We start from the raw sequence: 24,299 nt of genomic DNA on the forward strand, positions 1-24,299 counted from the left end.
CAACATGGAACATTATATTAGTTTGTTTGTCCGTGCCGTCTTTATCGAGAATATGGCGTTATCCTTCTTTCTCGGTATGTGTACTTTTCTGGCGGTATCCAAAAACGTAAAAACCGCTTTTGGTTTGGGCGTTGCCGTAACGGTTGTTTTAGGGATTTCGGTTCCTGCCAACAACCTTGTTTACAATCTGGTACTCCGTGATGGCGCTCTGATTGATGGCGTTGACTTGAGCTTCCTGAACTTCATTACCTTTATCGGTGTGATTGCCGCACTGGTACAGATACTGGAAATGATCCTCGACCGCTACGTTCCCGCCCTTTACAACGCATTGGGGATTTTCCTGCCGTTGATTACGGTAAACTGTGCGATTTTTGGTGGTGTTTCTTTCATGGCCCAGCGCGACTATAACTTCAGCGAATCCATCGTATATGGTTTCGGTTCAGGTATGGGCTGGATGCTGGCAATTGTTCTGATGGCCGCAATCCGTGAAAAAATGAAATATGCGGATGTTCCGGCAGGTTTGAAAGGACTGGGGATCACCTTTATTACCACCGGGCTGATGGCATTGGGCTTTATGTCCTTCTCCGGCGTGCAGCTCTAAAGGCGGGAAGAATTCATGGATATAATCATTCTAGGCGTAGTAATGTTTACCCTGATTGTGTTGGCACTGACAGCAATGATTTTGTTCGCAAAATCGAAGCTGGTGAACACCGGGGATATTAAAGTTGAAGTCAACGGCGATGAGGATAAAAGCTTTACTGCTCCTGCCGGTGACAAATTATTGGGAATGCTGGCTAATCAGGGGATTTTCGTTTCCTCTGCTTGTGGCGGCGGCGGTTCTTGTGGTCAGTGCCGTGTAAAAATCAAGGACGGTGGTGGTGACATCCTGCCTACTGAACTGTCTCACATTAACAAGCGCGAAGCGAAAGAAGGCTGCCGTCTGGCATGTCAGGTTAATGTTAAGCAGGACCTGAAAATTGAATTGCCGGAAGAAATATTCGGCGTTAAAAAGTGGGAATGTGAAGTTATCTCTAACGATAATAAAGCAACTTTCATTAAGGAACTGAAACTGAAAATTCCTGACGGAGAAGTTGTACCATTCCGCGCGGGTGGTTACATTCAGATAGAATGTCCTCCACATGTTGCCCGTTATTCCGATTTTGATGTACCGGATGAGTACCGCGAAGACTGGGATAAATTTAACCTGTTCCGCTATGTATCCGAAGTCAGTGAGCCGACTGTTCGTGCCTATTCTATGGCGAACTACCCGGAAGAACACGGCATCATTATGCTGAACGTGCGTATTGCAACACCGCCGCCAAGAAATCCTGACGTGACACCGGGTATCATGTCTTCTTATATCTGGTCACTGAAAGCGGGTGATAAAGTCACTATTTCCGGCCCATTCGGTGAGTTCTTTGCGAAAGATACTGATGCAGAGATGGTCTTTATCGGTGGTGGCGCAGGTATGGCACCAATGCGTTCGCATATCTTTGATCAGCTGAGAAGACTGAGCTCCAAGCGTAAGATCACTTTCTGGTATGGTGCTCGTTCTAAGCGCGAAATGTTCTATACCGAAGATTTTGATCAGCTGGCGGCAGAAAATGAGAACTTTACATGGCACGTGGCATTGTCTGATGCGCTGCCGGAAGATAACTGGGATGGTTACACTGGCTTTATTCACAATGTCCTGTATGAAAACTATCTGAAAGACCATCCGGCACCGGAAGATTGTGAGTTCTACATGTGTGGGCCTCCGGTGATGAACGCAGCAGTCATTAAGATGCTGAAAGATCTTGGTGTAGAAGATGAAAACATCCTGCTGGATGATTTCGGTGGCTGATAATTTGAATCAGGCCATGATATATATCCCCCACAATGGCAGTAAATTGTGCGGATATATAACACTTTGATTTAACGATAAGCGCCCACATTTTGTGGGCGCTGACGATTCAGAAAGAGTAAGTTATGTTGAATAAAAAAATTATCAACTGGGGTGTAATGCTACTGGCGGCTATGCTGTTGTCAGCATGTGGTGGCCCTGAACAGCAGAATCTGAGTGGGCAAACGATGGGGACTTATTACTCCGTCAAATATGTTGCTGATTCATCAGTCCCCTCTCCGGAAAACATGCAAAAAGAGATTGATCGTTTACTGGAGGAAGTAAACGACCAGATGTCCACTTACCGACCAAATTCTGAATTGAGTCGTTTTAATCAAAGCCGTGAAGTGAATACGCCTTTTCCGGTATCGGCAGCCACCGCTAAGGTTGTTAAAGAAGCCATCCGCATTAATAAGCTGACGGATGGTGCGCTGGATGTCACTGTCGGGCCATTAGTAAATCTGTGGGGTTTCGGGCCGGAAGGGCGCGTAACGAAAGCACCAACAGAGGACGAACTGGCAACACGTCGCGCATGGATTGGCATCGATAAGCTATCTGTTGAAGGCAATAGCCTGATTAAATCCATTCCTGAGTTGTATGTTGATCTTTCTTCCATTGCTAAGGGCTATGGCGTTGATGTTGTGGCGGAATATCTGGCTTCTCAGAATATCGGTAATTACATGGTTGATATTGGGGGGGAAGTTCGCACGGCAGGTAATAATGGAAAAGGAACACCTTGGAGAATTGCGATTGAAAAACCCTCCGATAGCGGAATGACGCAAAGTGCTCAGGAAATTATTGCGCCGGGTAATATGGCTGTAGCAACATCAGGTGATTATCGTAACTACTTTGAACAGAACGGCGTGCGTTATTCACACACGATTAATCCTAAAACAGGCCGACCTATCGCCCACAATCTGGTTTCAATCACGGTTATTGCTCCAAGCTGTATGAGTGCTGATGGTTTTTCTACCGGGATAGATGTTCTGGGGCCGGAAAAGGGTATGGAAATGGCTGAGAAGCTGAACATTCCGGTCTTTATGATTGTCAAAACTAAAGATGGTTTTGAAGAACGTTATAGCCCGGCCTTTAAGCACTATTTACAACAGAAGAAATAAGAGGGAAGGTTATGGAAGTCTTTATCGCAGCCTTTATCTTTTTCCTGCTGGCCTTTGCGGGAATGGCGTTAGGTTATATTTTTAAGCGCAAAAGCATTCAGGGAAGTTGCGGCGGTTTGGGAAGCATCGGTGTTGAGAAAGTTTGTGATTGCCCTGAACCCTGCGATGCTCGTAAAAAGCGTGAAGCAAGAGAAGCTTCTCGCCTTGCTCAGTTAGAGAAAAACCGCATTATCTGATGTATTTTCGTTTTTCAAATCAATTGAGAAATGGGATTTGAAGTAATTTGAAATAGCCCGCTGTCAGAAAAAGCAGCGGGTTTTATTTTTTATAGTGTATTAAAAGGGTGGCACCTTTTATGCGCCTGTTGTAAGTAATTTTTTACCGAACTCATGGAGATCCCAAGATCTTCTGCGACTTCTTTATAGCGCATCCCTTGCAGCTGAGTCAGCAGAAATGCTTGTCTGACTTTTATTGGTAGCTTATCAAGCGTGCTATCTATCCTTTCTAATTGCTCCAGCAGCACAAGCTGATGTTCTGTTGGATAGGACGTGTTTTTCGGCACTGCACTGATATAGTCCAAATAATTCTCTTCGAGCTTTTTTCGGCGGTAATAATTAGCGATGGTTCTGCGAGCGATGGTAATTAAAAACGCTTTGGGATAACGGATCTCAGCCATATCCGGATATTGCATCAATTTGATAAACACATCATGGGTGAGGTCTTCTGCATGGTTGAGACTGGCACAGTTCTGTTTGATCCAGCTCAGCAGCCATTCGTGATATTCGTTATAAAGCTGACGGGCTATTTCATTGTGTCCGAATGTGCTTTTTTGCACAGCCATGTGATATTGCCTGAATGAATAAATTTGATAATGATTATTATTTTTATTTATTTATGGAAGTCAATAGTAGATTATAGTGATAACCCTCTTAAAAATTAAGAGGGTATATTGCATTGGATGTTTAATGGCAGTCAGAACTGCTGTGAAATGCTGAGTTTATAGTTGCGGCCAATGCCTGCACTAGCTTCCCCTAAGTATGGGTAATAATCTCGATTGAACAGGTTATCGACGGTGATACGAGCTTCAAGACCTTGTATAAAAGGTGGTTGCCAGCTTGCAAACAGGCCGTGCAGGGCATAACCTTTGGTTTTTGGTAGATCCCAACTTTTTGCCATTGGATCACTATCAGATGCTGAACGGTCTTGTTTACGAATAAATTCACCTTTCCACCCCATTGCCATGTGCCACTGTGGAACTTTAATGCCGAGCATCGCATGTGCAGATCTTGGAGGAATTTCAGTAATCCAGGTTTTATGCCCTATCCACGGATCACGCATGGAAGCATCACGTTGGCCGCGAATGGTGGAAAAGGAAAATTTTCCGAACAGTACCCTGCTATCATAGAAAGTCTCTATTTCCAATCCTTCTATGGTATAACCCGGCAGATTTCGATAATTGGAAAGTGGTTTTTCACAATTTGTATACGAAATACCATCTAACTGGGCTTTACAGTATATTCCACGCCTTTTGAAAATTTCGTTTTTGCCACGGTTGCGGAATAAAGTGGTACGGATTTGCAGGCTGTCACCTTCAAGCATTAAATCATCGAAATCAAGAATTGCACCGAGGCGAATGCCTGTCATTCTCTCAACATCAAGATTACGGCTGGATCCTGGTAGGCTGGTTTTTGCTGACTGAACTTCATATTGTTCATCAACAACGGGGGCACGCCATGTGCGGCTGATATCAGCGAAAAGTGATAGGTTTTTGTGTGCCTGCCATATTGTACCTAAATGGGGAGACCAACCTGCGTAAGTTACGCTGCTGTAGTCATGATTAATTTCAGGTGACATATTGTTATAAGCAGATGCTTTGTTTTTTTCTCCGGTGTTTTTGATGTGATCATAACGAGCTCCTAGTGTTACGGTAACGCTGTCTATTTTCAGAGAGTCCTGAGTAAATAGGCTATAAGTTTGCTGAACTCCGGCTGGCATATAACCGGGCTGATAATAGCCATAATTAAATGTAGGATCTTTCTTTTTATTTTTATCAAACATTAGGACATCACGATCATTTTTATGCCAGCGGGCACCAACTAATAATTCATGCTCTATAAGATTGGTAGAGAATACGCTTTTATTACTGATATCAACCATGGTATCAGTATACTTAATCCAGCTTTTTTGCCCCATAAGTGATGCGGATGTGGGTTTTACATCCTTTATCTCAGGGCGTCGATCATTTTGTCTGGTATTTGAATAGGCTGAGGTTATGGTTAAATTTAACCAAGGGTTATCTTCTGGTGCGATATTCCATTTAGCTGAATAGTTTTGATCTATTTGATCTCGAAATACCAAAAGTTTTCGCCATGCATCATTCCAGCCATATTTTTCTATGTCGCTTTCAGTTGGTACATTCATTTTATCCCGTTTAGCAGCCCACGGTTGCCAGCCATCTGACTCTGAACGCATAGCAGATAAGCTGACAGTATGCGTGTCATTAGGATAGAAATTGGTTTTCAATAAATAGGAAGTTTGATTATTTTGTGAAAACTCAAAACGTGTCCCATCGGGGCGCTTGATATTATGACCATCTCGTTTGCTGAAATACAGCAAGCCATCCGCGTAGCCATTCGGATCTCGGCCATATAACGCAGCGCTGTTGATCCATTGCCTGTCATTGGTATGGAAGCTCTGCTTAATAAATCCACCCCAATCCTCGTCAGGGCGTAATAAGTCATTGGCATCTTTAGTCACAACTTTAACAGAACCACCAAATCCACCATTACCATTCAAAATATTATGCGGCCCTTTATCGACATCAATACGTTTGATTAATTCCGGCTCAATGAAGATAGATCCCTGACGGTATTTCTCAAACCCTTTTGGGGCATCATCCAGTGTCACTTTGACATCTTCTTGCTCTCCCATTCCCCAGATATTTAATGTCTGCCCACCGGGACGTGGTGAACCAGCCATCGAAACCCCGGGAAGCTGTCCGAGCAGCTCAGCAATATTATCCGCCTGAGTCCGGTCAATATCTTCCTTTTTGAGTGCTGAACTACCTGCACTGGTACTGTTACGAGTGCTTCCCAGAACAGAAAGCGTTGATAGCCGCATCACCTCATTTTTCTTTTCTGGCTTTTGGTCAGAAAGATTTTCAGTAGCCGAAACTGAACTGGAAAATGCTGTTCCCAGCACCAGAGTGCCAGAAAATGTTCCGTTTAAAATTTTTCGGATAAAAGTTGCGATTGGGCGTTTTCCTAAATTTTGACTATTATTTGCCATAAATTTCCCGAAATATGTCTGTATGAAATATTGCATTGCTATAAGTCACCTAAGAGAACAAATCGGGCAGATAAAAATGAGAATTATTTTTATCAGCAAGGTTTACGACAAAGAGCTTATGGATGTTATGGCATAGAAAGCCAGGACACCCATTTGCAAGGTTATTTCCGTAAGTGCAAGGGGTTAGTCAATGAAGAAGATTCTTAGTGCTCTATTTCTGGTTGGAATTGTGGCATTCATTGCGGGCTGTGATGATGCAGCCAAAAAAGCGGAAGACTCAACCAAACCGGTTGAAGATAGTGCAACGCAAATGAAGAAGGATTCAGAGCAGAACAACTTGGATACAAAGGAAAAGCCACAGGGAACGCAAGACAATGCTAATCATGAAGACCAGAAAGCGGTAGATAATTCGAAGGAAGGCCAGAGTAGTACGGGGAGTTCGACTGAGAAAACCATAAGCCAACTGCCATCCAAAACGGAAGATTTAAAGAATGACATCACTAAATCTGTCAATGATGCGGCTGATCAGCTGAAAAATAAAACTGGGGAAATACAGCAGCAGGCTACGGATAAAATTAATCAGCTTACAGATGATGCAAAATCGAAATCGAAAGAAATAAAATCCGAGGCCGATAAAAAAACGGATGATTTAATTAATAAACTTAAAGGTGATGATGGTAAGAAAGAAGAAGGATAATACCTTTCCTCTCTTTAGGTTCTTCTAGAAATCCATTGGATATAGTTTGTTAGTTGAAATCAGAAGGGCGCTCTGGCAAAGAGTGCCCTTGTTTTTTTACATTCTTGTCACTATTTTTACTATTCCATTCTTCTGTACGTCATTATTTTTAGGATATAACAATGAAAATAAAACACAGTTTAGGAAGACAAGACCCTGAATTAATTCAGCATGCTTTCAATGTCCGCAAGTACGTTTTCACGGATGAGCAAGGGTTTGCTGATGAAATTGATATTGATGAATATGATGATATTGCCCTGCATGTCGTGGTATTTGATGCTGAAAATCCTATTGCCGTCTTAAGAGCTGTTCCACAGCACAACGATATGCTTAAAGTGGGGCGTGTTGCTGTTTTGAAAGCCTATCGGGGTCAAGGAATCGGCCGTCTGGTGATGGAGTTTGTTGAGAATTATGCCCGCAAAAATGGGGTGGCAACGATTGGTTTATCCTCACAATGTCATGCTCAGCCATTTTATGAAAGCCTTGGTTATCAAACAAAAGGTGAAATCTATATGGAAGACGGAGCAGAGCATATTTTTATGGAATTAGATTTATTGTAAACATTATATGTAATACGGGAAAAGTAGCTAAAAATGACTTTGCTATTTCCCGTATTTTCAATATACCCGTCGTCTTTCAAGCTGCCTCTTTGTTGGCTACGCTCACACCCCCCAGTCACATAGTTTCTATGCTCCCGGGGATGAGTTCCCTCGCCGCCGCGATGCAACTCGAAATCCATAGGGTATAAGTATTAATTTGTAGACGAATTGCTTAGCCCTGATTTTCGGGCGGGAGCGCCATTGGCGACATAGTATTTTGCCTGACTGCGGGGCAGAGGTGCATTCCCCCGAATTTTATCCGCAATTTTCTCTGCTATCATAATCGTTGTGGCGTTCAGATTACCGGTAATGATTTCCGGCATAATAGAGGCGTCAATAACCCGTAAATTCTCAACGCCATGTACACGCCCCTGACCATCAACCACCGCCATTTCATCAAGCCCCATTTTGCAGCTACAGGATGGGTGAAAAGCGGTTTCAGCACGTTCACGAATAAAAGCGTCCAGTTGATCATCTGTCTGGATATCCGCTCCGGGGCTTATCTCCCGACCACAATAGGGAGCGAGAGCAGGCTGGGCCATTATCTCTCTCGTGATACGGATAGCATCGCGGAACTCTTGCCAGTCTTGTTCGGTAGACATGTAGTTAAACAAAATACTCGGGTGCTGGCGTGGGTCACGTGATTTGATTTTCACGTGACCGCGGCTCGGGGAACGCATCGAACCAACATGAGCCTGAAAACCATGCTCGTTGACTGCGTTGCTGCCATTGTAATTGATGGCTACCGGCAAGAAATGAAACTGAATATTGGGCCAGTCAAATTTTTCACTGGTACGGATAAAGCCACCGGCTTCAAACTGATTGCTGGCACCCACTCCCGTCCCCTTAAATAACCATTCTGCGCCAATCATGGGCTGGTTGTACCATTTGAGGGAAGGATAGAGCGAAACAGGTTTGAGGCATTCGTATTGCAGATACATCTCAAGGTGATCCTGAAGATTTTGCCCGACTCCCGGCAGGATATGCACAGCAGGAATCGATGATTCTTGCAGAACTTCCTCAGGGCCAACCCCTGAACGCTGTAAAATCTGGGGGGAAGCTATTGCTCCGGCACAAAGTAACACTTCTTTTTGTGCAGTGGCCTGCGTTAGTGTGGAATTATTACCCTGATAAAAAGTAACGCCAACCGCGGTTTTACCTTCAAATGTGATTGTATCCGTTAAGGCATGGGTGATGATGGTCAGGTTAGCCCTCTGTCTGGCCTGATCCAGATAACCACGGGCAGTGCTGGAACGACGGCCTTTGGGCGTAACTGTGCGATCCATTGGGCCAAAGCCTTCCTGCTGGTAACCATTCAGATCATCCGTAGCCGGATAACCCGCCTGAATACCCGCTTCCACCATTGCATGGAAAAGCTCATTATTACCGGCTTTTGGCGTTGTCACGCTGACGGGACCATTTCCGCCATGATAATCGTTCTGGCCGATATCCCGTGATTCTGCCTTGCGGAAATAAGGCAGGCAATCAAGGTATGACCAGTCTTCCAGACCCGGCTGTTTTGCCCAGTGGTCAAAATCCAGCGCATTACCACGGATATAACACATGCCGTTGATCAGTGATGATCCTCCTAACCCTTTGCCTCGTCCGCATTCCATACGGCGGTTATTCATATAGGGTTCAGGATCGGTTTCATACGCCCAGTTATAACGGGTTCCCTGCAAGGGATATGCCAGCGCTGCTGGCATTTGAGTGCGAAAGTCAAATCGATAATCAGGCCCGCCAGCTTCCAGCAGTAGGACAGTGATATTCGGATCTTCCGTTAAACGAGTTGCAAGCACATTACCCGCTGAACCAGCACCGATAATAATGTAGTCAAATACCATTGTTATCTCCTCTGTTTCAGTCATTGTTTAAAATAGCGATTCAAAATTACCCAGTTCAACCTGTACAGATTTAGTCTGTGTGTAATGTTGCAGTGTGACCAATCCGTTTTCACGACCGACCCCGGAATGTTTATAGCCGCCGACAGGCATAACAGCTGGTGATTCTCCCCAAGTGTTGATCCAGCAGATCCCTGCTTCCAGCTGGTGGATTACGCGATGGGCGCGGGAGAGATCGTTTGTCACCACTCCGGCGGCGAGGCCGTAATCCGTATTGTTCGCACGGGCGATGACTTCATCTTCTGTTTCATAGGCCAAAATAGACATCACCGGGCCGAAAATTTCTTCCTGTGCAATAAGCATGTCATCTGTGCAGTCTGTGAAGACGGTTGGTGCAACAAATGCCCCTTTCGCCAGTTCACCGTCCATAAGGCGTTTACCACCATACAGCAATCGAGCGCCCGCATTTTTGCCGCTTTCTATATAGCGCAGCACTGATTCCATATGGGGGAAACTCACCAGAGGGCCGAAATTGGTATTCAGATCGAGAGGTGAACCAACGCGGATCCGTTTAACGCGTTCCATTATTTTATTTTCAAAATCAGGAAGCAGTGCTTTCGGGACAAAAACACGTGTGCCGTTGGTACAAACCTGACCTGAGCTGAAATAGTTTGCCATCATGGCAATATCGGCCGCCCGATCCAGATTGGCATCCTCAAAAATAATCAGCGGAGATTTTCCACCCAGTTCCATCGTGACTTCTTTCAGTGTTGAACCGGATGCATTAGCCATCACTTTTTTACCGGTGGTGATTCCGCCGGTAAAAGACATTTTGGCAATTTTCGGATGGACAGCCAGATAATGGCCCGCTTCATGCCCCATGCCTGTCAGTACGTTAAATACACCATCAGGCAAACCTGCTTCGGTATAAATTTCAGCCAGTTTCAGGGCGGTGAGGGATGTCACTTCACTGGGTTTGAAAATCATGGCATTACCCGCTGCCAGTGCAGGGGCTGATTTCCACAGAGCAATCTGGATTGGGTAGTTCCATGCCCCAATGCCTGCGACGATACCCAGCGGTTCTCGCCGTGTATAGACAAAGGAGGATTCGCGCAATGGCATTTGCTGGCCTTCGAGTGCCGGGATCAGGCCTGCATAATATTCCAGAACATCGGCACCGGTAACGATGTCAACTTGCTGGGTTTCAGAGAGGGGTTTACCGGTGTCCAGCGTTTCCAGTTCAGCCAGTTCATTATTGCGTTCACGCAGAATATCTACGGCTTTAAGCAGGATCCGGGAACGTTCTGTCGCTGTCATTGCTGCCCAGATTTTCTGTCCTTTTTGCGCACTTTCCACTGCTAGCTGGACATCCTGTTCAGTTGCAGATTGTAGCTGTGCAATGATTTCACCATTAGCCGGATTGACAGCATCAAAAATATTTTTATCAGGGTGGGTGCTGTCAACATAAGCACCGTGGATATAAAGTTTCTGTAAACCAAAACGGGTCATGGGTTCTCCTTAGGCCAGAATTCAGGAAGAGTGGTCATCTGAGTTTCTGCTCGATGTAATCGAAAGTAATAGTGAATGCACTTTCTACGTCAAAAGGTTTGCTACTTAAGGCACTTCTCAGCCAGATGCCGTCAATCAGAGCTGCCAGCCCCTGCGCTGCAAGCTGTGCTTCTCTTCTGGGCAAAGCCCTGCTGAATTCGACACAGATATTGGAATATAGCCGACGTTCGTTGACTTGCTGTAAGCGGTATAAACTGGGTTGATGCATACTGCTTGCCCAAAAAGCCAGCCAGGTTTTCATGGCTGCACTATTAATCTGGCTGGTGTCAAAATTTCCTTCAATGATGGCTTTTAGCCTGTGAAGAGGGGTTGCGTTGTCGAGCAGCCTTAATCGTCGCGCCACCGCCATCTGGAGTTGATGCAATAAGTGCCGCATGGCGGCTTCAAGTAACTTGTTCTTATCTTTGAAGTAATGGCTGATGATACCGTTAGAAACGCCAGCTTTTTTGGCTATTTGCGCAATACTTGCTTCCTGCATTCCAACTTCATTGATGACAGCTAATGTAGCATCAATAAGTTGCTGTTTTCTTATTGACTGTATTCCAACTTTGGGCATGACTTTACGCTCAGCAATCAATGATTCGATGGCTATTAAACTTTTTTTTGATTGAACATTCAATCAAAATTAAATATGTTTTATTACAATATTTTTACAAAAATAAGTTGAGGTTATTGAAGATGATTTAGTTTTTATTATGTTATTCAACATATTATGGATATTACTCTTTTTTGTTTTTTCTTTTTCACTTACTTCAGGAACTGCCTATGAATACCGGAGACAGTCCAAAAAACACTCAGAAGGATTCACTAAACTCTGTCGTTTTTTTTACCTCAGCTGCATTAATTATTCTCTTTTCGCTTTTCACACTCTTTTTTACGGATGCAACAAGCATCTGGATAAAAAACACCCTGAACTGGGTTTCGAAAACATTTGGTTGGTACTACTTGCTGGCAGCCACGCTTTACATTGTCTTTGTCATTTTTGTGGCAGCTTCCCGCTTTGGCGCTATTAAGCTCGGCCCGGAACAATCCAAACCTGAGTTCAGTCTGCTCAGTTGGGCTGCAATGTTGTTTGCGGCTGGCATAGGCATTGATTTGATGTTTTTCTCCGTGGCTGAGCCGATTACTCAATATATGCGTCCGCCAACGGGTGAAGGAGAAACAATTGAAGCAGCTCGTCAGGCGATGGTGTGGACACTGTTTCACTATGGCCTGACGGGCTGGTCTATGTATGCTTTGATGGGGATTGCACTGGGCTATTTCAGTTATCGTTACAATCTGCCGTTAACTATCCGTTCGGCGCTTTACCCTATTTTCGGGAATCATATCAAAGGGCCGATTGGTCATACCGTGGATATTGCCGCAGTGATAGGGACGATTTTCGGCATCGCGACAACACTTGGGATCGGGGTTGTACAGTTAAACTACGGGCTAAAGGTGTTGTTTGGATTGCCGCAGGGGTTGGGAGTTCAGGGCGGGTTAATATTGCTGTCGGTTATCGTGGCAACAATATCTGTAACCTCTGGTGTCAACAAAGGTATTCGGTTTCTGTCTGAGCTGAATGTACTGTTAGCGTTAGGATTAGTGCTGTTTATTCTGTTTGTGGGAGATACAGAATTTCTGCTTAATGGGCTGGTACAGAATGTGGGTGATTACATCAGCCGGTTTATGGGGATGACTCTCAATAGCTTCGCATTTGAGCGCCCGACGGAATGGATGAATAGCTGGACTCTGTTCTTCTGGGCGTGGTGGGTTGCCTGGTCACCGTTTGTCGGGTTATTTCTTGCCCGTATTTCCCGAGGTCGCACGATCCGCCAGTTTGTGATGGGTACGCTGATTATTCCATTTGTGTTTACCCTGATTTGGCTGTCTGTTTTTGGCAATAGCGCGTTATATGAAATTATTCACGGCAACCACGAATTAGCGGAAACGGTGTTAGTTCATCCTGAGCGGGGGTTTTATAACCTGCTGGCACTTTATCCGGCTTTCACATTGAGTGCCTCTGTTGCCACAATTACAGGGCTGCTGTTCTATGTTACGTCGGCAGATTCTGGCTCACTGGTTTTAGGTAATTTTACGTCTAATCTCAGTGACATTAATAACGATGCACCGAACTGGTTGCGGATATTCTGGTCTGTGGCGATTGGTGTACTGACGCTGGGTATTTTGATGACTGACGGTATCTCAGCGTTACAGAATATGACGGTAATTATGGGGCTGCCTTTTAGTTTTGTGATCTTTTTTATCATGGCGGGATTGTATAAGTCGTTACGGGTTGAGGATTTTCGCAAAGCCAGCGCATTGCAGAATACATCTCCGACATTGGTGCATGATAATGGATCGCTGAACTGGAAACAGCGCCTGAGCCGTATGATGCATTTTCCGGGTACGAAAAGTACTCAGCGTATGCTGGATATGGTGTGTCGTCCTGCGATGCAGGAAGTTGCAAAAGAGCTGGAGTTACGTGGTGCAAGTGTGCAGTTTAATATGCTGCCGTCAGAAGAAGATAAACGTCTTACTCCAATTGAGTTGATTGTCGATCTGGGAGATGAACAGAATTTTATCTATCAGATTTGGCCCCAGCGTTATTCTGTTCCGGGATTCACTTATCGTGCAAGATTAGGCAAATCTTATTATTTCCGGCTGGAAACTTTCTTAATAGAAGGAACTCAGGGTAATGATTTGATGGGGTATACAAAAGAACAGATTATCAGTGATATTCTCGACCATTATGAGAAGCATCTGAATTTTATTCACCTGAATCGTGAATCTCCGGGGCAGACGTTAATTTTCCCAAATGGGGTATAAATAAATCAGAGGTGGCCTGCAAGAGTATTGCAGGCCAATTTAATAATTTATTTTTTAGTATAAAATGCCTCAGGATAGATTTTTTCGTAGTATCCATTTAACTGGCTTTCTGACATTTTTGATATCTCAATATATCTCGGTGAAGAGAGAACCAATAACGAGATTAATGCCATGAAGAAAGAAAAACCGAGTAATAATACTTTAATATCATAACTCTCAATAATATAAGTGGCTGTCAGCATACCCAGAGGAATGGATGCCATACAAATAGCAGTAAATTTAGATTCCATTGAATTACGATAATTTTCTGGTGTTGCAAGGCAACGAATGGAGGTGGTATTTATATTGTAAATTACTAACCCTATTCCACAGATCAACATGTAACAGCATAATTCAGTAAAAGAATCGGCATGAGATATACCGGCAATACAGAGCGCCATAGTCAATGCAGCAATAAAAGCAGTATGAGCCTTACAAAAAATTTTGTTTACCTGATTGATGATAACAAGGCTGCCTAGCATCATGCCAATCCCAAAGGTTGCCTCAGCAATGCCAACATGCAAGGCACTTAGTTTAAATTGATTTAAAATGATAATAGGCAGGATGTACATGATTAATGGCGTAATCGCAAAATTAAAAAAAGCTGCAACAAATGAGAGTCTTATCTCTGTTGAATTTTTGGTAATGATTCTAATACTTTTTTGCCCGCGATGTCCGGCTTTCTCTGGCGTTTTTTCTGAATTTGTTTTGATAAAATAAAACCCAATCAGTGGCAGTAATGACATTACGGCGATAAAAATCAGTGAGCCATCAATATTAAAGTAATGAATAATTAATCCGGAAATCGCCGGGCCAAGCATGGTATTAATAGAGTTTACCAGACCTCGATATTTAAATGCCTTGTCTAGTTTTTTGTTATCCATTATTTCAGGAATAATACTTATTCCTATAGGCTGAATGATAGCCGTGGCAACTGATGTTGCAATATATATCAGGCCTAATGATAAATAAAAATTACTGTCTAATAGATTAGAGATAACAAAAAGAATAAAAGAAGGGATAGTACAGTACAGCACAACACTTCTCTTATTTATTTTGTCACCTATTTCTCCAAATTTAATTAAGAATAAAATCTGAAATAGCCAACAAAAAAAGATAAACCAGCCGAGTTTTAATTCTAGCTTTAGTATTTCAATCATCCACCAGGAAAATAGCATACCAAATGCTCTTGTTGACGAAGTAAACAGAATATCAGATATCTGATATAAATAAAAAGAACGATTATTGCTCATCAGAGTCCTTACTTTGGAGTCAAATTTAACAGGATTTGAGAATGTTAGGGTGATATTTGTGCAAGAGGTTTTTCATTTTGTGTGATTTGTAATAGTTTATTGTTTGCTGTTAGTTTTAGTTAAATCTGTCTGCCATGAATTGCACAAAACTGCAGTTTATTTTTTATGTTAATAAAAATAAATAATAAATTTTGATAGTTTTATTATTTTAAATGTTACGAGACCAATTAATAAATTATCGTGAGGTGATAATTTTCATCTTTACCTAATGAGTGAGCGCAGCCAACAAAGAGGCAACTTGAAAGACGAAAGGTATTAATAAAGATGAAATGTTATTCAGATAGTGAGAGACGATAGTAAAATGAAAGTTGCGCAGTAACAGATTAAAAAAAGTAGCATATCATGAACTTATTCTGTATATTTATACAGTATTTTTGTCGTGGAGAGTTCAGATGCGCAAAATTATTCATATCGATATGGACTGCTTTTTTGCTGCCATTGAAATGCGGGATAATCCGTCACTCCGCGATATCCCGATAGCTGTTGGTGGTAGCGCTGACAGGCGGGGTGTCATCAGTACTGCAAATTATCCTGCCCGCCGTTACGGTGTACACAGTGCTATGTCTACCTCAATGGCAATGAAGTTGTGCCCTCAACTGAAAGTAATTTCAGGGCGTATGGCCTACTATAAAGAAGTGTCTCAACATATCCGCCAGATTTTTGCCCGCTATACCGAGTTGATCGAACCCTTGTCGCTGGATGAAGCCTATCTGGATGTTACCGACTGCCAGCATTGTCATGGTTCGGCAACATTAATTGCCAGAGAAATTCGACAGGTGATTTTTGATGAGTTGCAGCTAACGGCTTCAGCGGGAATTGCCCCCGTTAAATTTCTGGCAAAAATAGCTTCTGATATCAATAAACCCAATGGTCAGTATTTGATTTCACCCACACAGGTTGACGATTTTGTGCAATCTCTGCCATTACGTAAAATCCCCGGAGTGGGGAAAGTCACCGCCGGACGCTTGTCTGATATGGGGTTAGAACTTTGTTCCGATGTACAAGACTATGACAAGTTAGCGTTAATAAAAAAACTGGGTAAATTTGGCCTTGTGCTCTGGCAACGTTGTCATGGTATTGATGAGCGCCTGATAAAGCCTGATCGTTTACGTAAGTCTGTTGGGGTAGAAAAAACGCTGGCGCAGGATATTCATGACTGGCGTGATTGTGTTGAGTTGATTGAACAGCTTTATCCCGAGCTGGAAAAAAGACTGGGAAAGGTCAAACCAGATCTCCGCATTGCTCGTCAGGGTATTAAATTAAAATTTGATGATTTTCAGCTAACGACACAGGAACATACTCATCCGCTATTGGATAAACAGGATCTGCTGAAGGTTGCCCAACAGGCCTGGGAGACACGTCGGGAAGGCAGGGGAGTCCGGTTAGTTGGGCTGCATGTGACATTACAAAGCCCACAACTGGAACGACAGCTATTGCTTGAGTTGTAATGCGGTTTTGTTAGTGATCTTTTGTTTTACGAAAAAGATACTGTTAAATAGTGTGTGGAATATGAAGAAGGAATATTCCCCTGTCTGTAGACAGGGGAGAACTACATTATTCTTTCACTGGGATCGCTTTCAGGATAGCTGTCAGTAATTGCCAGTACTGGCCAACACTTTTAATGTGAACCCTTTCATCAGGTGAGTGGGCACCACGGATAGTTGGGCCAATGGAAACCATATCCATATCAGGGTAGGGTTTTTTGAATAACCCACATTCCAGACCTGCATGGATTACCATAATGTTTGGTGTACTGTCGAACAGCTGGTGATAAGTTTCACGCACTAAGTGCATCACTGGAGAATCGGCATCCGGTTGCCAGCCCGGGTAGTCACCACTTGCTGTTGCTTCTGCGCCGGAAAGTTTGGCCAGAGAGTTGAGCATCCCGACAACATAAGCCTTGCCACTTTCAATCAGTGAACGGATAAGGCAGATAACCTCGACGTGGTCTTCTTCCATATTGACAACACCCACATTCAGGGATGTTTCTACAACACCTTTTGCAACATCACTCATGCGAATAACACCGTTAGGCATTGTATTCAGCATAGCGATAAAGCGGGACTGACAATCTGCCGTTAATGCCTGTGATGAAGTTTTGACGTCATCCAACAAAAGAGTCAGGTTAGTTTCAGCGACCGCATATTCGTTCTTCAGTATTTCCAGATAATTATCTTTTACCTGATGTAGTTTTGGCATTAGTCCTGTTGGGACGGCAATGATAGTAGAACCTTCACGAGGGATTGCATTACGCAGAGTACCACCCTGTAAATGGATCAGTTTCAGCTCCAGTTCATCACTGTATTCAGCAAGGAAACGGGCCAGTAATTTATTGGCATTACCTAATCCCAGATGGATATCACCACCGGAATGACCACCTTTTAATCCTTTAATGGTCAGTTGTAGCGTTTGGTAGTTTGCTGGCAGGGGTTCGCGGGAAAGTGGCAGTTTGGAAACATAATCTACACCCCCGGCACAACCCATATAGATTTCGCCTTCTTCTTCTGAATCGGTATTGATCAGAATATCAGCCTGCAACCAGCCCGGTTGAAGACCAAATGCGCCATCCATACCCGCTTCTTCAGTCATGGTCAGTAACACTTCCAGAGGGCCGTGTTTGACAGATTCATCGGCCAGTACTGCCAGCGCGGAAGCCATACCAATACCATTATCTGCGCCCAGCGTTGTACCTTCTGCGGTTATCCAGTCACCATCAATGTAAGGGCGAATAGGATCTTTCGCGAAATCATGCTGTGTATCATTGTTCTTTTGCGGAACCATATCAAGATGAGCCTGAAGTACGACCGCTTTACGGTCTTCCATGCCTTTTGTGGCCGGTTTTCTTATCAGAATATTACCGACTTCATCACGTTCAACATGGAGGTTTTTATCCTCAGCCCATTCAATGATGTGAGAAGCAAGTTCTTCCTCATGATAGGATGGATGTGGAATGGAGCAAATTTTAGCAAAAATATCCCATAATGGTTGGGGGGATAATGTTGATAATTCGGACACGGCGAATCTCCTGTAACTTCATCTTGATGAAATATAAGTGTAATGTTTGACATCTCGGAGGGCTTTATCATCTTGAGCTGCCCAGTGTCTATGTTATGCCTGAGAATACCATTTTCTGATTAGTAATGCGCTTTCAGGATCAGGATGTTCCTTGTTTTTGCTGGTTTTTGCGGGCTCAAATCACTATAATCCCGCGCAACCTTTATTCCGCAACAAACTCTTTTCTGAAAATATTCTTAGTTTCCAGGATCAAATTTTATGAGCGAAAAATATGTCGTAACGTGGGATATGTTGCAAATACATGCCCGTAAACTGGCGCAGCGTTTACTTCCTGTAGAGCAGTGGAAAGGCATTATTGCTGTAAGTCGTGGAGGTCTTGTGCCGGGTGCCTTGCTGGCCCGTGAGCTGGGTATCCGCCATGTTGATACAGTCTGTATTTCCAGCTATGACCACAATAATCAGCGTGAATTAACAGTGCTGAAGAAAGCCGAAGGAGATGGCGAAGGCTTTATCGTTGTTGATGATTTGGTTGATACCGGCGGCACTGCTCAGGCAATTCGTGAAATGTATCCAAAAGCGCATTTTGTGACGATCTTTGCCAAACCAGCAGGTCGTCCGTTAGTAGATGATTATGTGATTGATATCCCACAGAATACATGGATTGAACAGCCGTGGGATATGGGCGTAATGTTCGTACCACCTATTTGCGATCAGTAATTATTCCCTTCATTTTTCCAGTTATTTCTTTGCTGGTTGCTTTGCTTTACATTATTACGCCCCAGTCACATAGTTATCTATGCCACTGGGGATTTTAATGAGAGAGGCTCTTGCTTCTCACCGGAGGCCAGCCTTTGGCTGAGCAAATTCGTTCCGACGAATCTGGTATTCTTTTGTTATCGCAATGCAGCTCAGAATTTATTGGATATCTTGTAATAAGCAGTAATAAATTTCTTTGTCATGACTAAACAGAACCTTTCAGAATCACTGTTTAAACCACAGGTTAAACAGCAGGAAACGTCTACACTGGTAAAATACGTTTTGCCATCATCAGCTCATGCTGATAATAAAATGCTCGATGGCGAACATCAGGAACGCTGGTATCGCATGATTAACTGGCTTGCCTGGATCTGGAGGGGCATCAATCCGCTGGAGATTCAGGAAATCCTCAGCAGGATTGCTGTAACAGATGCTGAACGCAGTTATGACCATCTATTGGATACGGTAATTGGTTATCGCAAAGGGAACTGGGTATATGAATGGTCACAGCAGGCTATGCTCTGGCAACAGAAAGCACAACATGTTGAGCAGGCATCGGAAGCCAGTCAGTGCTGGTTAAGAGCTTCAATGCTATACAGCATTGCTGCCTATCCTCATCTGCATGGTGATGAGCTGGCTGATCAGGCGGTTGTTCTGGCTAATAAAGCCTATGAAAATGCAGCACATTTCTCTGACTATCAACTGAAAAAACTGAAATTTCAGCTGGAAGATGGCAAAACTGTTACCGGTTTACTGCATATTCCTCCCGGAGTTCAGGAACCATGCCCAACAATACTGGTTTGCTCTGGTATTGACAGCCTGCAAAGTGATTGCTGGCGACTGTTTCGGGACCATTTCTCACCACAGGGCTTTGCGATGCTAACGGTGGATATGCCTTCCGTAGGTTATTCAGCGAGATTTACGCTGACACAGGATACCTGTGCTCTTCATCAGCAGGTATTGCAGCAACTGGATAGCATCCCGTGGATCGATCATACAAGAATAGGTATTTTTGGTTTCCGTTTCGGTGCCAATATTGCCGTTCGTCTTGCCTATCTGGAATCCAGTCTTATTAAGGGTGTGGCAGTGGTCAGCCCGGTTGTGCATGAATTGCTGCATAATGAGAAATTGCAGCAGAAAATTCCGTCAATGTATATCGATATACTCGCTAGTCGTTTGGGTATCTATCATGTGGATGAAGCCGTTTTGCGTTCAGAACTGAGTTGTTATTCATTAAAAAATCAGGGGTTACTGGGTCGTCGCTGTTCTGTGCCAATGTTTTCAGTGTATTGGAAAGATGACATTTTTAGCCCGGCGGAAGATTCAAAACTGATTGCCAGATCTTCGCTGGATGGCTCTTTATTAGCTATTCCTGCTATGCCAGCTTATAGTGGTTTTAGTAAGGCATTACACGCAGCAAGTGTATGGTTGAAAGATAAAGTTAACTAAACTGAAATTTAATCATTGAAATTTTTTAATCATTTGATACAACTGTTCTCCTGTTTATAAAGGAGACCTTTGTATGACTGTACCCGTAAATTATTCCAGAAATAAGTTGTTGAAGAGTTTTTCTGCATTAGGGCCTTATTTACGCGAGTTAAAATGCCAAAATGACTATTTCTTCTTTGATTGTCTGGCGGTCTGCGTTAGTGCTAAAGCAGCGCCAGAAAAACGGGAATTCTGGGGCTGGTGGTTAGAATTGGAACGACAGGAAAAAGGGTTCGTTTATAATTATCAGATAGGTCTGTTTGATAAACATGGTGAGTGGTTGCCTATGAATATCAAAAAAGAAGCAGATCTCAGGCAGCTTGAATCGACATTACAGGCGTTTCATCAACGCCTGTCTGATTCTTTGGGGAACCTTAAACTCACGCTTAGCCCATCCGAAAATACCTTCACCCCACAGAATTAAGTCTATTAACCGGGTTTATTTTATCCCCGCCAGATTTTAAGTTGCAGCCTTACTGGCTGCGCTGTTTTTTGGATAGCTGCACCCCGGCTACAGAGTTGTCTGTGTTGCCGGAGTGTACTGATACTCTTCTGTCTATCACCAGAGGCCGGTTTTTGGCTGTATCTTGAAATTCACAGGGTATAAATCAACTTTTTTTGAATTTTGTGTTATGCCAGTTGGCATAATGCTTCTCTCCTGCTAAAACTGAGCACTGTTTTTGAATGTGTTTTGAATTTATTGTTTTTTCAAATTAGCTTTTTCAAATTAATAATGGCAGAAATATGATGAATGGCCGACAAACATTGGTTGTGAAACTGGGAACGAGTGTACTGACAGGGGGTTCCCGCCGTTTGAATCGTGCTCACATAGTAGAGTTGGTTCGGCAATGTGCGCAGTTACATGAGAAAGGTCACCGTATTATTATTGTGACTTCCGGTGCAATTGCAGCAGGTCGGGAACACTTGGGTTATCCGGATCTTCCGGCAACCATTGCTTCAAAGCAATTGCTTGCAGCCGTAGGGCAAAGCCGCCTGATTCAGCTATGGGAGCAACTTTTCTCCATCTATGGCATCCACGTCGGGCAGATGTTACTGACTCGTGCCGATCTGGAAGATCGCGAACGTTTCCTGAATGCAAGGGATACGTTGCATGCACTGCTTGATAATCACATTATCCCTATTATCAATGAAAATGATGCGGTAGCAACGGCGGAAATTAAAGTCGGTGATAACGATAATCTTTCTGCACTGGCGGCAATTCTGGGCACTGCGGATAAGTTATTGCTCCTGACAGATATTGAAGGTCTGTATACTGCTGATCCCCGTAATAATCCTGATGCTAAACTTATCCGTGAAGTACACGATATTAGCGATGAACTCAAAATGATGGCCGGAGACAGTGTATCTGGCCTCGGAACCGGAGGGATGGCAACAAAGCTTCAGGCGGCAGGAATTGCTGGCCGTGCCGGCATTGATGTCATTATCGCTGCCGGTAACAGAGAAAATGTGATTGCTGATGTGATTGAAGAAAAATCAGTAGGAACACGTTTTCATGGTTTAACCAGCCCGATGGAAAATCGCAAACGCTGGATTTTCGGTGCTCCTTCTGCGGGCGAAATTATTGTCGATGATGGCGCAGAAGCGGCTATTCTCGCAAAAGGCAGCTCTTTACTGCCGAAAGGCATTAAAAGCATTACAGGCGACTTTTCCCGTGGTGAAGTGGTCCGCATCTGTAGTTTATCCGGTAAGAAACTGGCTCACGGTGTATGCCGTTACAACAGTGATGCTTTACGCCTGATTGCAGGCCGTCACTCACAGGAAATCAGCCAGATATTAGGTTATGAATATGGTGCAGTTGCTGTGCATCGTGATGATATGATCGTAAGTTAAGGATTCCACCATGCTAGAGCAGATGGGAAAAGCAGCCAAGGCAGCATCATGGCAACTGGCTCAATTAAGTACTAGTCAGAAAAATCAGGCCCTGAGTCACATTGCTGATTTACTTGAAAAAGAAGCAGAAGTGATCCTCACAGCCAATCAGCAGGATATGGAACAAGCCCGTAAACAGGGGATGAATGAAGCATTACTTGATCGCTTATTACTGACTCCGGAGCGTTTGAGTGCGATTGCCAATGACGTCCGTCAGGTTTGCCGTCTGGCTGATCCTGTCGGTCAAGTGATGGACGGACAATTATTGGATAGCGGGCTGCAACTGAGTCGCCGCCGTGTTCCTCTTGGGGTAATTGGGGTAATTTATGAAGCCCGTCCCAACGTTACGATTGATGTCGCATCACTGTGCCTGAAAACAGGGAATGCAGTGATATTACGTGGTGGTAAGGAAACTCATCATACTAATCAGGCAATGGTTAAAGTCATTCAGCAGTCGCTGGAACAAAGTGGCTTGCCAGCCTCAGCAGTACAGGCAATTAATAAACCAGATCGTGAACTGGTTGCCGAAATGCTGAAAATGGATCGCTATATCGATATGTTGATCCCGCGTGGTGGTGCCGGTTTGCATAAACTTTGCCGTGAGCAGTCCACTATTCCGGTAATCACCGGAGGAATTGGCGTTTGTCACACGTTTGTGGATGAGCATGTGAATTTTGAAAAAGCACTGGAAGTTATCACTAATGCTAAAATTCAGCGTCCAAGCGCATGTAATGCATTGGAAACTTTGCTCGTACATGAAAAAATAGCCGCTGATTTCCTGCCGGAACTGAGTGCCAGAATGAAATCGCAGGGCGTAACACTGCATGCAGGTGCGTCAGCAATGGCACTGTTGCAGGATGGCCCGGCAAAAGTGGTTGCCGTGACAGAAGAAGACTATTGTGATGAATGGCTTTCTTTGGACATGAATGTGGAAATTGTCAGCAATATTGATAAAGCGATTGAGCATATACGTCATTATGGTACAGCCCATTCGGATGCTATTCTGACGGAGTGTTTACAACATGCTGATTATTTTGTTCATCGTGTTGACTCTTCGGCGGTATATGTAAATGCAAGCACACGCTTTACTGATGGTGGTCAGTTTGGTTTAGGAGCTGAAGTTGCTGTCAGTACTCAGAAACTACACTCCAGAGGCCCAATGGGTCTGGATGCCCTGACGACTTACAAATGGATTGGTTACGGAGATTACCTTTCCCGTCGATAATGACAATATTAATTTTAAGTAATATTTAATCAGAGTAAGTCACACTTAATGTAAAGTGTGGCTTTTTATATACAAGAACATATATTTTTTACATAGGTGTAAATGTTTAGTTACTATACTTTGTATTTAGGTTTAACAACACAAAACTTCAGGAAAGCAACGAAATGAAACAGACTCTATTTATCGTGGGTGCACGAGGTGCAGGGAAGACGACAATAGGTAATGTGTTGGCTGAAGTATTATCGTATCAATTTGTTGACACTGATGAAGATGTCCAGATTTCTTGTGGAATGACAATTGCGGAGCTTGTTGAGCAGCGTGGCTGGGATTATTTCAGAAATCTGGAAAGCGAAACACTGAAAACTGTTAGTCAGCAAAACAGAGTTGTGTCTACCGGTGGTGGAATGGTGTTAGCAGCGGAAAATCGGCAGTATATGCGGCAAAACGGTATTGTGGTTTATTTGCAGGCACCCGCTTCCGTTTTGGTAGAGCGGCTCTCTCTTAATCCGGAGAATTCACAGCGCCCCAGCCTGACCGGAAAATCCATAACAGAAGAAATAACCGGAGTATTGGCAGAGAGGGAACCCCTCTATTGTGAATGTGCGCACCTCATAGTCGATGCTGCCTTATCGATAGAAAATATCGTTCTTGAAATTCAAAGCTATATATTAAGTCAATATAAACAGATAATTTGATATATTTTTTTATTTTTACGCTTATTTATTATAAGAC

Annotated in this window: 21 protein-coding genes; 14 read left to right on the forward strand and 7 right to left on the reverse strand. The window is 43.6% G+C overall.

The features are described 5' to 3' along the window. Nucleotides 1–4: 4 nt before the first annotated feature. The 4 genes from nqrE (at nucleotide 5) to nqrM (ending at nucleotide 3,236) form a co-directional block, all read left to right on the forward strand. On the forward strand, nucleotides 5–601 hold the full coding sequence (gene nqrE / locus AACX68_RS01705; RefSeq protein ID WP_099110774.1) for an NADH:ubiquinone reductase (Na(+)-transporting) subunit E: 597 nt from the start codon (nucleotides 5–7) through the stop codon (nucleotides 599–601). 15 nt (nucleotides 602–616) lie between these two features. Continuing rightward, nucleotides 617–1,843: an NADH:ubiquinone reductase (Na(+)-transporting) subunit F gene (gene nqrF / locus AACX68_RS01710; RefSeq protein ID WP_228858311.1), complete on the forward strand. Its 1,227-nt coding sequence runs from the start codon at nucleotides 617–619 to the stop codon at nucleotides 1,841–1,843. A gap of 125 nt (nucleotides 1,844–1,968) precedes the next feature. Beyond that, entirely contained in the window at nucleotides 1,969–3,000 is a 1,032-nt protein-coding gene (locus tag AACX68_RS01715; RefSeq protein ID WP_228858312.1) for an FAD:protein FMN transferase, read from the forward strand. Nucleotides 3,001–3,011: 11 nt separating this feature from the next. Continuing rightward, nucleotides 3,012–3,236: a (Na+)-NQR maturation NqrM gene (nqrM, locus tag AACX68_RS01720; RefSeq protein WP_228858313.1), complete on the forward strand. Its 225-nt coding sequence runs from the start codon at nucleotides 3,012–3,014 to the stop codon at nucleotides 3,234–3,236. Nucleotides 3,237–3,325: 89 nt separating this feature from the next. On the opposite strand, the gene AACX68_RS01725 is transcribed toward nqrM, so the two are convergent. Next, on the reverse strand, nucleotides 3,326–3,841 hold the full coding sequence (locus tag AACX68_RS01725) for a sigma-70 family RNA polymerase sigma factor (RefSeq protein WP_228858314.1): 516 nt from the start codon (nucleotides 3,839–3,841) through the stop codon (nucleotides 3,326–3,328). A gap of 131 nt (nucleotides 3,842–3,972) precedes the next feature. Further along, nucleotides 3,973–6,288, reverse strand: a complete 2,316-nt coding sequence (locus AACX68_RS01730) for a TonB-dependent hemoglobin/transferrin/lactoferrin family receptor (RefSeq protein ID WP_228858315.1) — start codon at nucleotides 6,286–6,288, stop codon at nucleotides 3,973–3,975. Between the two features lie 190 nt (nucleotides 6,289–6,478). Between AACX68_RS01730 and AACX68_RS01735 the strand changes: the two genes are divergently transcribed. Together AACX68_RS01735 and AACX68_RS01740 are read left to right on the forward strand one after the other, a co-directional pair. After that, nucleotides 6,479–6,985, forward strand: coding sequence for an apolipoprotein A1/A4/E family protein (locus tag AACX68_RS01735; protein WP_228858316.1), 507 nt, complete (start codon nucleotides 6,479–6,481; stop codon nucleotides 6,983–6,985). A 161-nt stretch (nucleotides 6,986–7,146) separates the two neighbouring features. After that, nucleotides 7,147–7,584 carry a GNAT family N-acetyltransferase gene (locus AACX68_RS01740; protein WP_228858317.1) on the forward strand — a complete coding sequence of 146 codons (438 nt, stop codon included), beginning with the start codon at nucleotides 7,147–7,149 and terminating at the stop codon, nucleotides 7,582–7,584. 191 nt (nucleotides 7,585–7,775) lie between these two features. Here AACX68_RS01740 and betA read toward each other — a convergent pair whose 3' ends face one another. Genes betA through betI form a run of 3 tightly spaced genes read right to left on the reverse strand, consistent with a single transcriptional unit; the run spans nucleotide 7,776 to nucleotide 11,589 of the window. Next, complete coding sequence (betA, locus tag AACX68_RS01745; RefSeq protein ID WP_228858318.1) at nucleotides 7,776–9,467, reverse strand: choline dehydrogenase; 1,692 nt, start codon at nucleotides 9,465–9,467, stop codon at nucleotides 7,776–7,778. A 27-nt stretch (nucleotides 9,468–9,494) separates the two neighbouring features. Further along, entirely contained in the window at nucleotides 9,495–10,973 is a 1,479-nt protein-coding gene (gene betB, locus AACX68_RS01750) for a betaine-aldehyde dehydrogenase (RefSeq protein WP_228858319.1), read from the reverse strand. A 34-nt stretch (nucleotides 10,974–11,007) separates the two neighbouring features. After that, on the reverse strand, nucleotides 11,008–11,589 hold the full coding sequence (gene betI / locus AACX68_RS01755) for a transcriptional regulator BetI (RefSeq protein WP_099110763.1): 582 nt from the start codon (nucleotides 11,587–11,589) through the stop codon (nucleotides 11,008–11,010). Nucleotides 11,590–11,798: 209 nt separating this feature from the next. On the opposite strand from betI, the gene AACX68_RS01760 reads away from it, so the two are divergent. Then, the gene (locus tag AACX68_RS01760) at nucleotides 11,799–13,841 is read left to right on the forward strand and encodes a choline transporter (protein ID WP_228858320.1); all 2,043 of its coding nucleotides are present in this window, start codon (nucleotides 11,799–11,801) and stop codon (nucleotides 13,839–13,841) included. 47 nt (nucleotides 13,842–13,888) lie between these two features. On the opposite strand, the gene AACX68_RS01765 is transcribed toward AACX68_RS01760, so the two are convergent. After that, nucleotides 13,889–15,133: an MFS transporter gene (locus AACX68_RS01765; protein ID WP_228858321.1), complete on the reverse strand. Its 1,245-nt coding sequence runs from the start codon at nucleotides 15,131–15,133 to the stop codon at nucleotides 13,889–13,891. Nucleotides 15,134–15,585: 452 nt separating this feature from the next. Here AACX68_RS01765 and dinB point away from each other — a divergent pair, with 452 nt between their 5' ends. Further along, complete coding sequence (dinB, locus tag AACX68_RS01770) at nucleotides 15,586–16,641, forward strand: DNA polymerase IV (protein WP_228858322.1); 1,056 nt, start codon at nucleotides 15,586–15,588, stop codon at nucleotides 16,639–16,641. A gap of 106 nt (nucleotides 16,642–16,747) precedes the next feature. Here dinB and pepD read toward each other — a convergent pair whose 3' ends face one another. Further along, nucleotides 16,748–18,208 carry a beta-Ala-His dipeptidase gene (gene pepD / locus AACX68_RS01775; RefSeq protein ID WP_228858323.1) on the reverse strand — a complete coding sequence of 487 codons (1,461 nt, stop codon included), beginning with the start codon at nucleotides 18,206–18,208 and terminating at the stop codon, nucleotides 16,748–16,750. A gap of 258 nt (nucleotides 18,209–18,466) precedes the next feature. Between pepD and gpt the strand changes: the two genes are divergently transcribed. From gpt to aroL, 6 genes are all read left to right on the forward strand, one after another. Next, entirely contained in the window at nucleotides 18,467–18,925 is a 459-nt protein-coding gene (gene gpt, locus AACX68_RS01780) for a xanthine phosphoribosyltransferase (RefSeq protein ID WP_228858324.1), read from the forward strand. Nucleotides 18,926–19,165: 240 nt separating this feature from the next. Beyond that, nucleotides 19,166–20,413, forward strand: a complete 1,248-nt coding sequence (gene frsA / locus AACX68_RS01785) for an esterase FrsA (protein ID WP_228858325.1) — start codon at nucleotides 19,166–19,168, stop codon at nucleotides 20,411–20,413. A gap of 73 nt (nucleotides 20,414–20,486) precedes the next feature. Continuing rightward, nucleotides 20,487–20,876, forward strand: a complete 390-nt coding sequence (crl, locus tag AACX68_RS01790) for a sigma factor-binding protein Crl (RefSeq protein ID WP_228858326.1) — start codon at nucleotides 20,487–20,489, stop codon at nucleotides 20,874–20,876. Between the two features lie 323 nt (nucleotides 20,877–21,199). After that, a complete protein-coding gene (gene proB, locus AACX68_RS01795) occupies nucleotides 21,200–22,303 on the forward strand; it encodes a glutamate 5-kinase (protein ID WP_099120189.1) in 1,104 nt (367 codons plus the stop codon). A 10-nt stretch (nucleotides 22,304–22,313) separates the two neighbouring features. Beyond that, the gene (gene proA, locus AACX68_RS01800; protein ID WP_228858327.1) at nucleotides 22,314–23,567 is read left to right on the forward strand and encodes a glutamate-5-semialdehyde dehydrogenase; all 1,254 of its coding nucleotides are present in this window, start codon (nucleotides 22,314–22,316) and stop codon (nucleotides 23,565–23,567) included. A gap of 164 nt (nucleotides 23,568–23,731) precedes the next feature. Then, on the forward strand, nucleotides 23,732–24,262 hold the full coding sequence (aroL, locus tag AACX68_RS01805) for a shikimate kinase AroL (RefSeq protein ID WP_228858328.1): 531 nt from the start codon (nucleotides 23,732–23,734) through the stop codon (nucleotides 24,260–24,262). Nucleotides 24,263–24,299 lie beyond the last annotated feature (37 nt).

Source organism: Xenorhabdus sp. PB61.4, assembly GCF_963894935.1.
Lineage (GTDB): Bacteria > Pseudomonadota > Gammaproteobacteria > Enterobacterales > Enterobacteriaceae > Xenorhabdus > Xenorhabdus stockiae.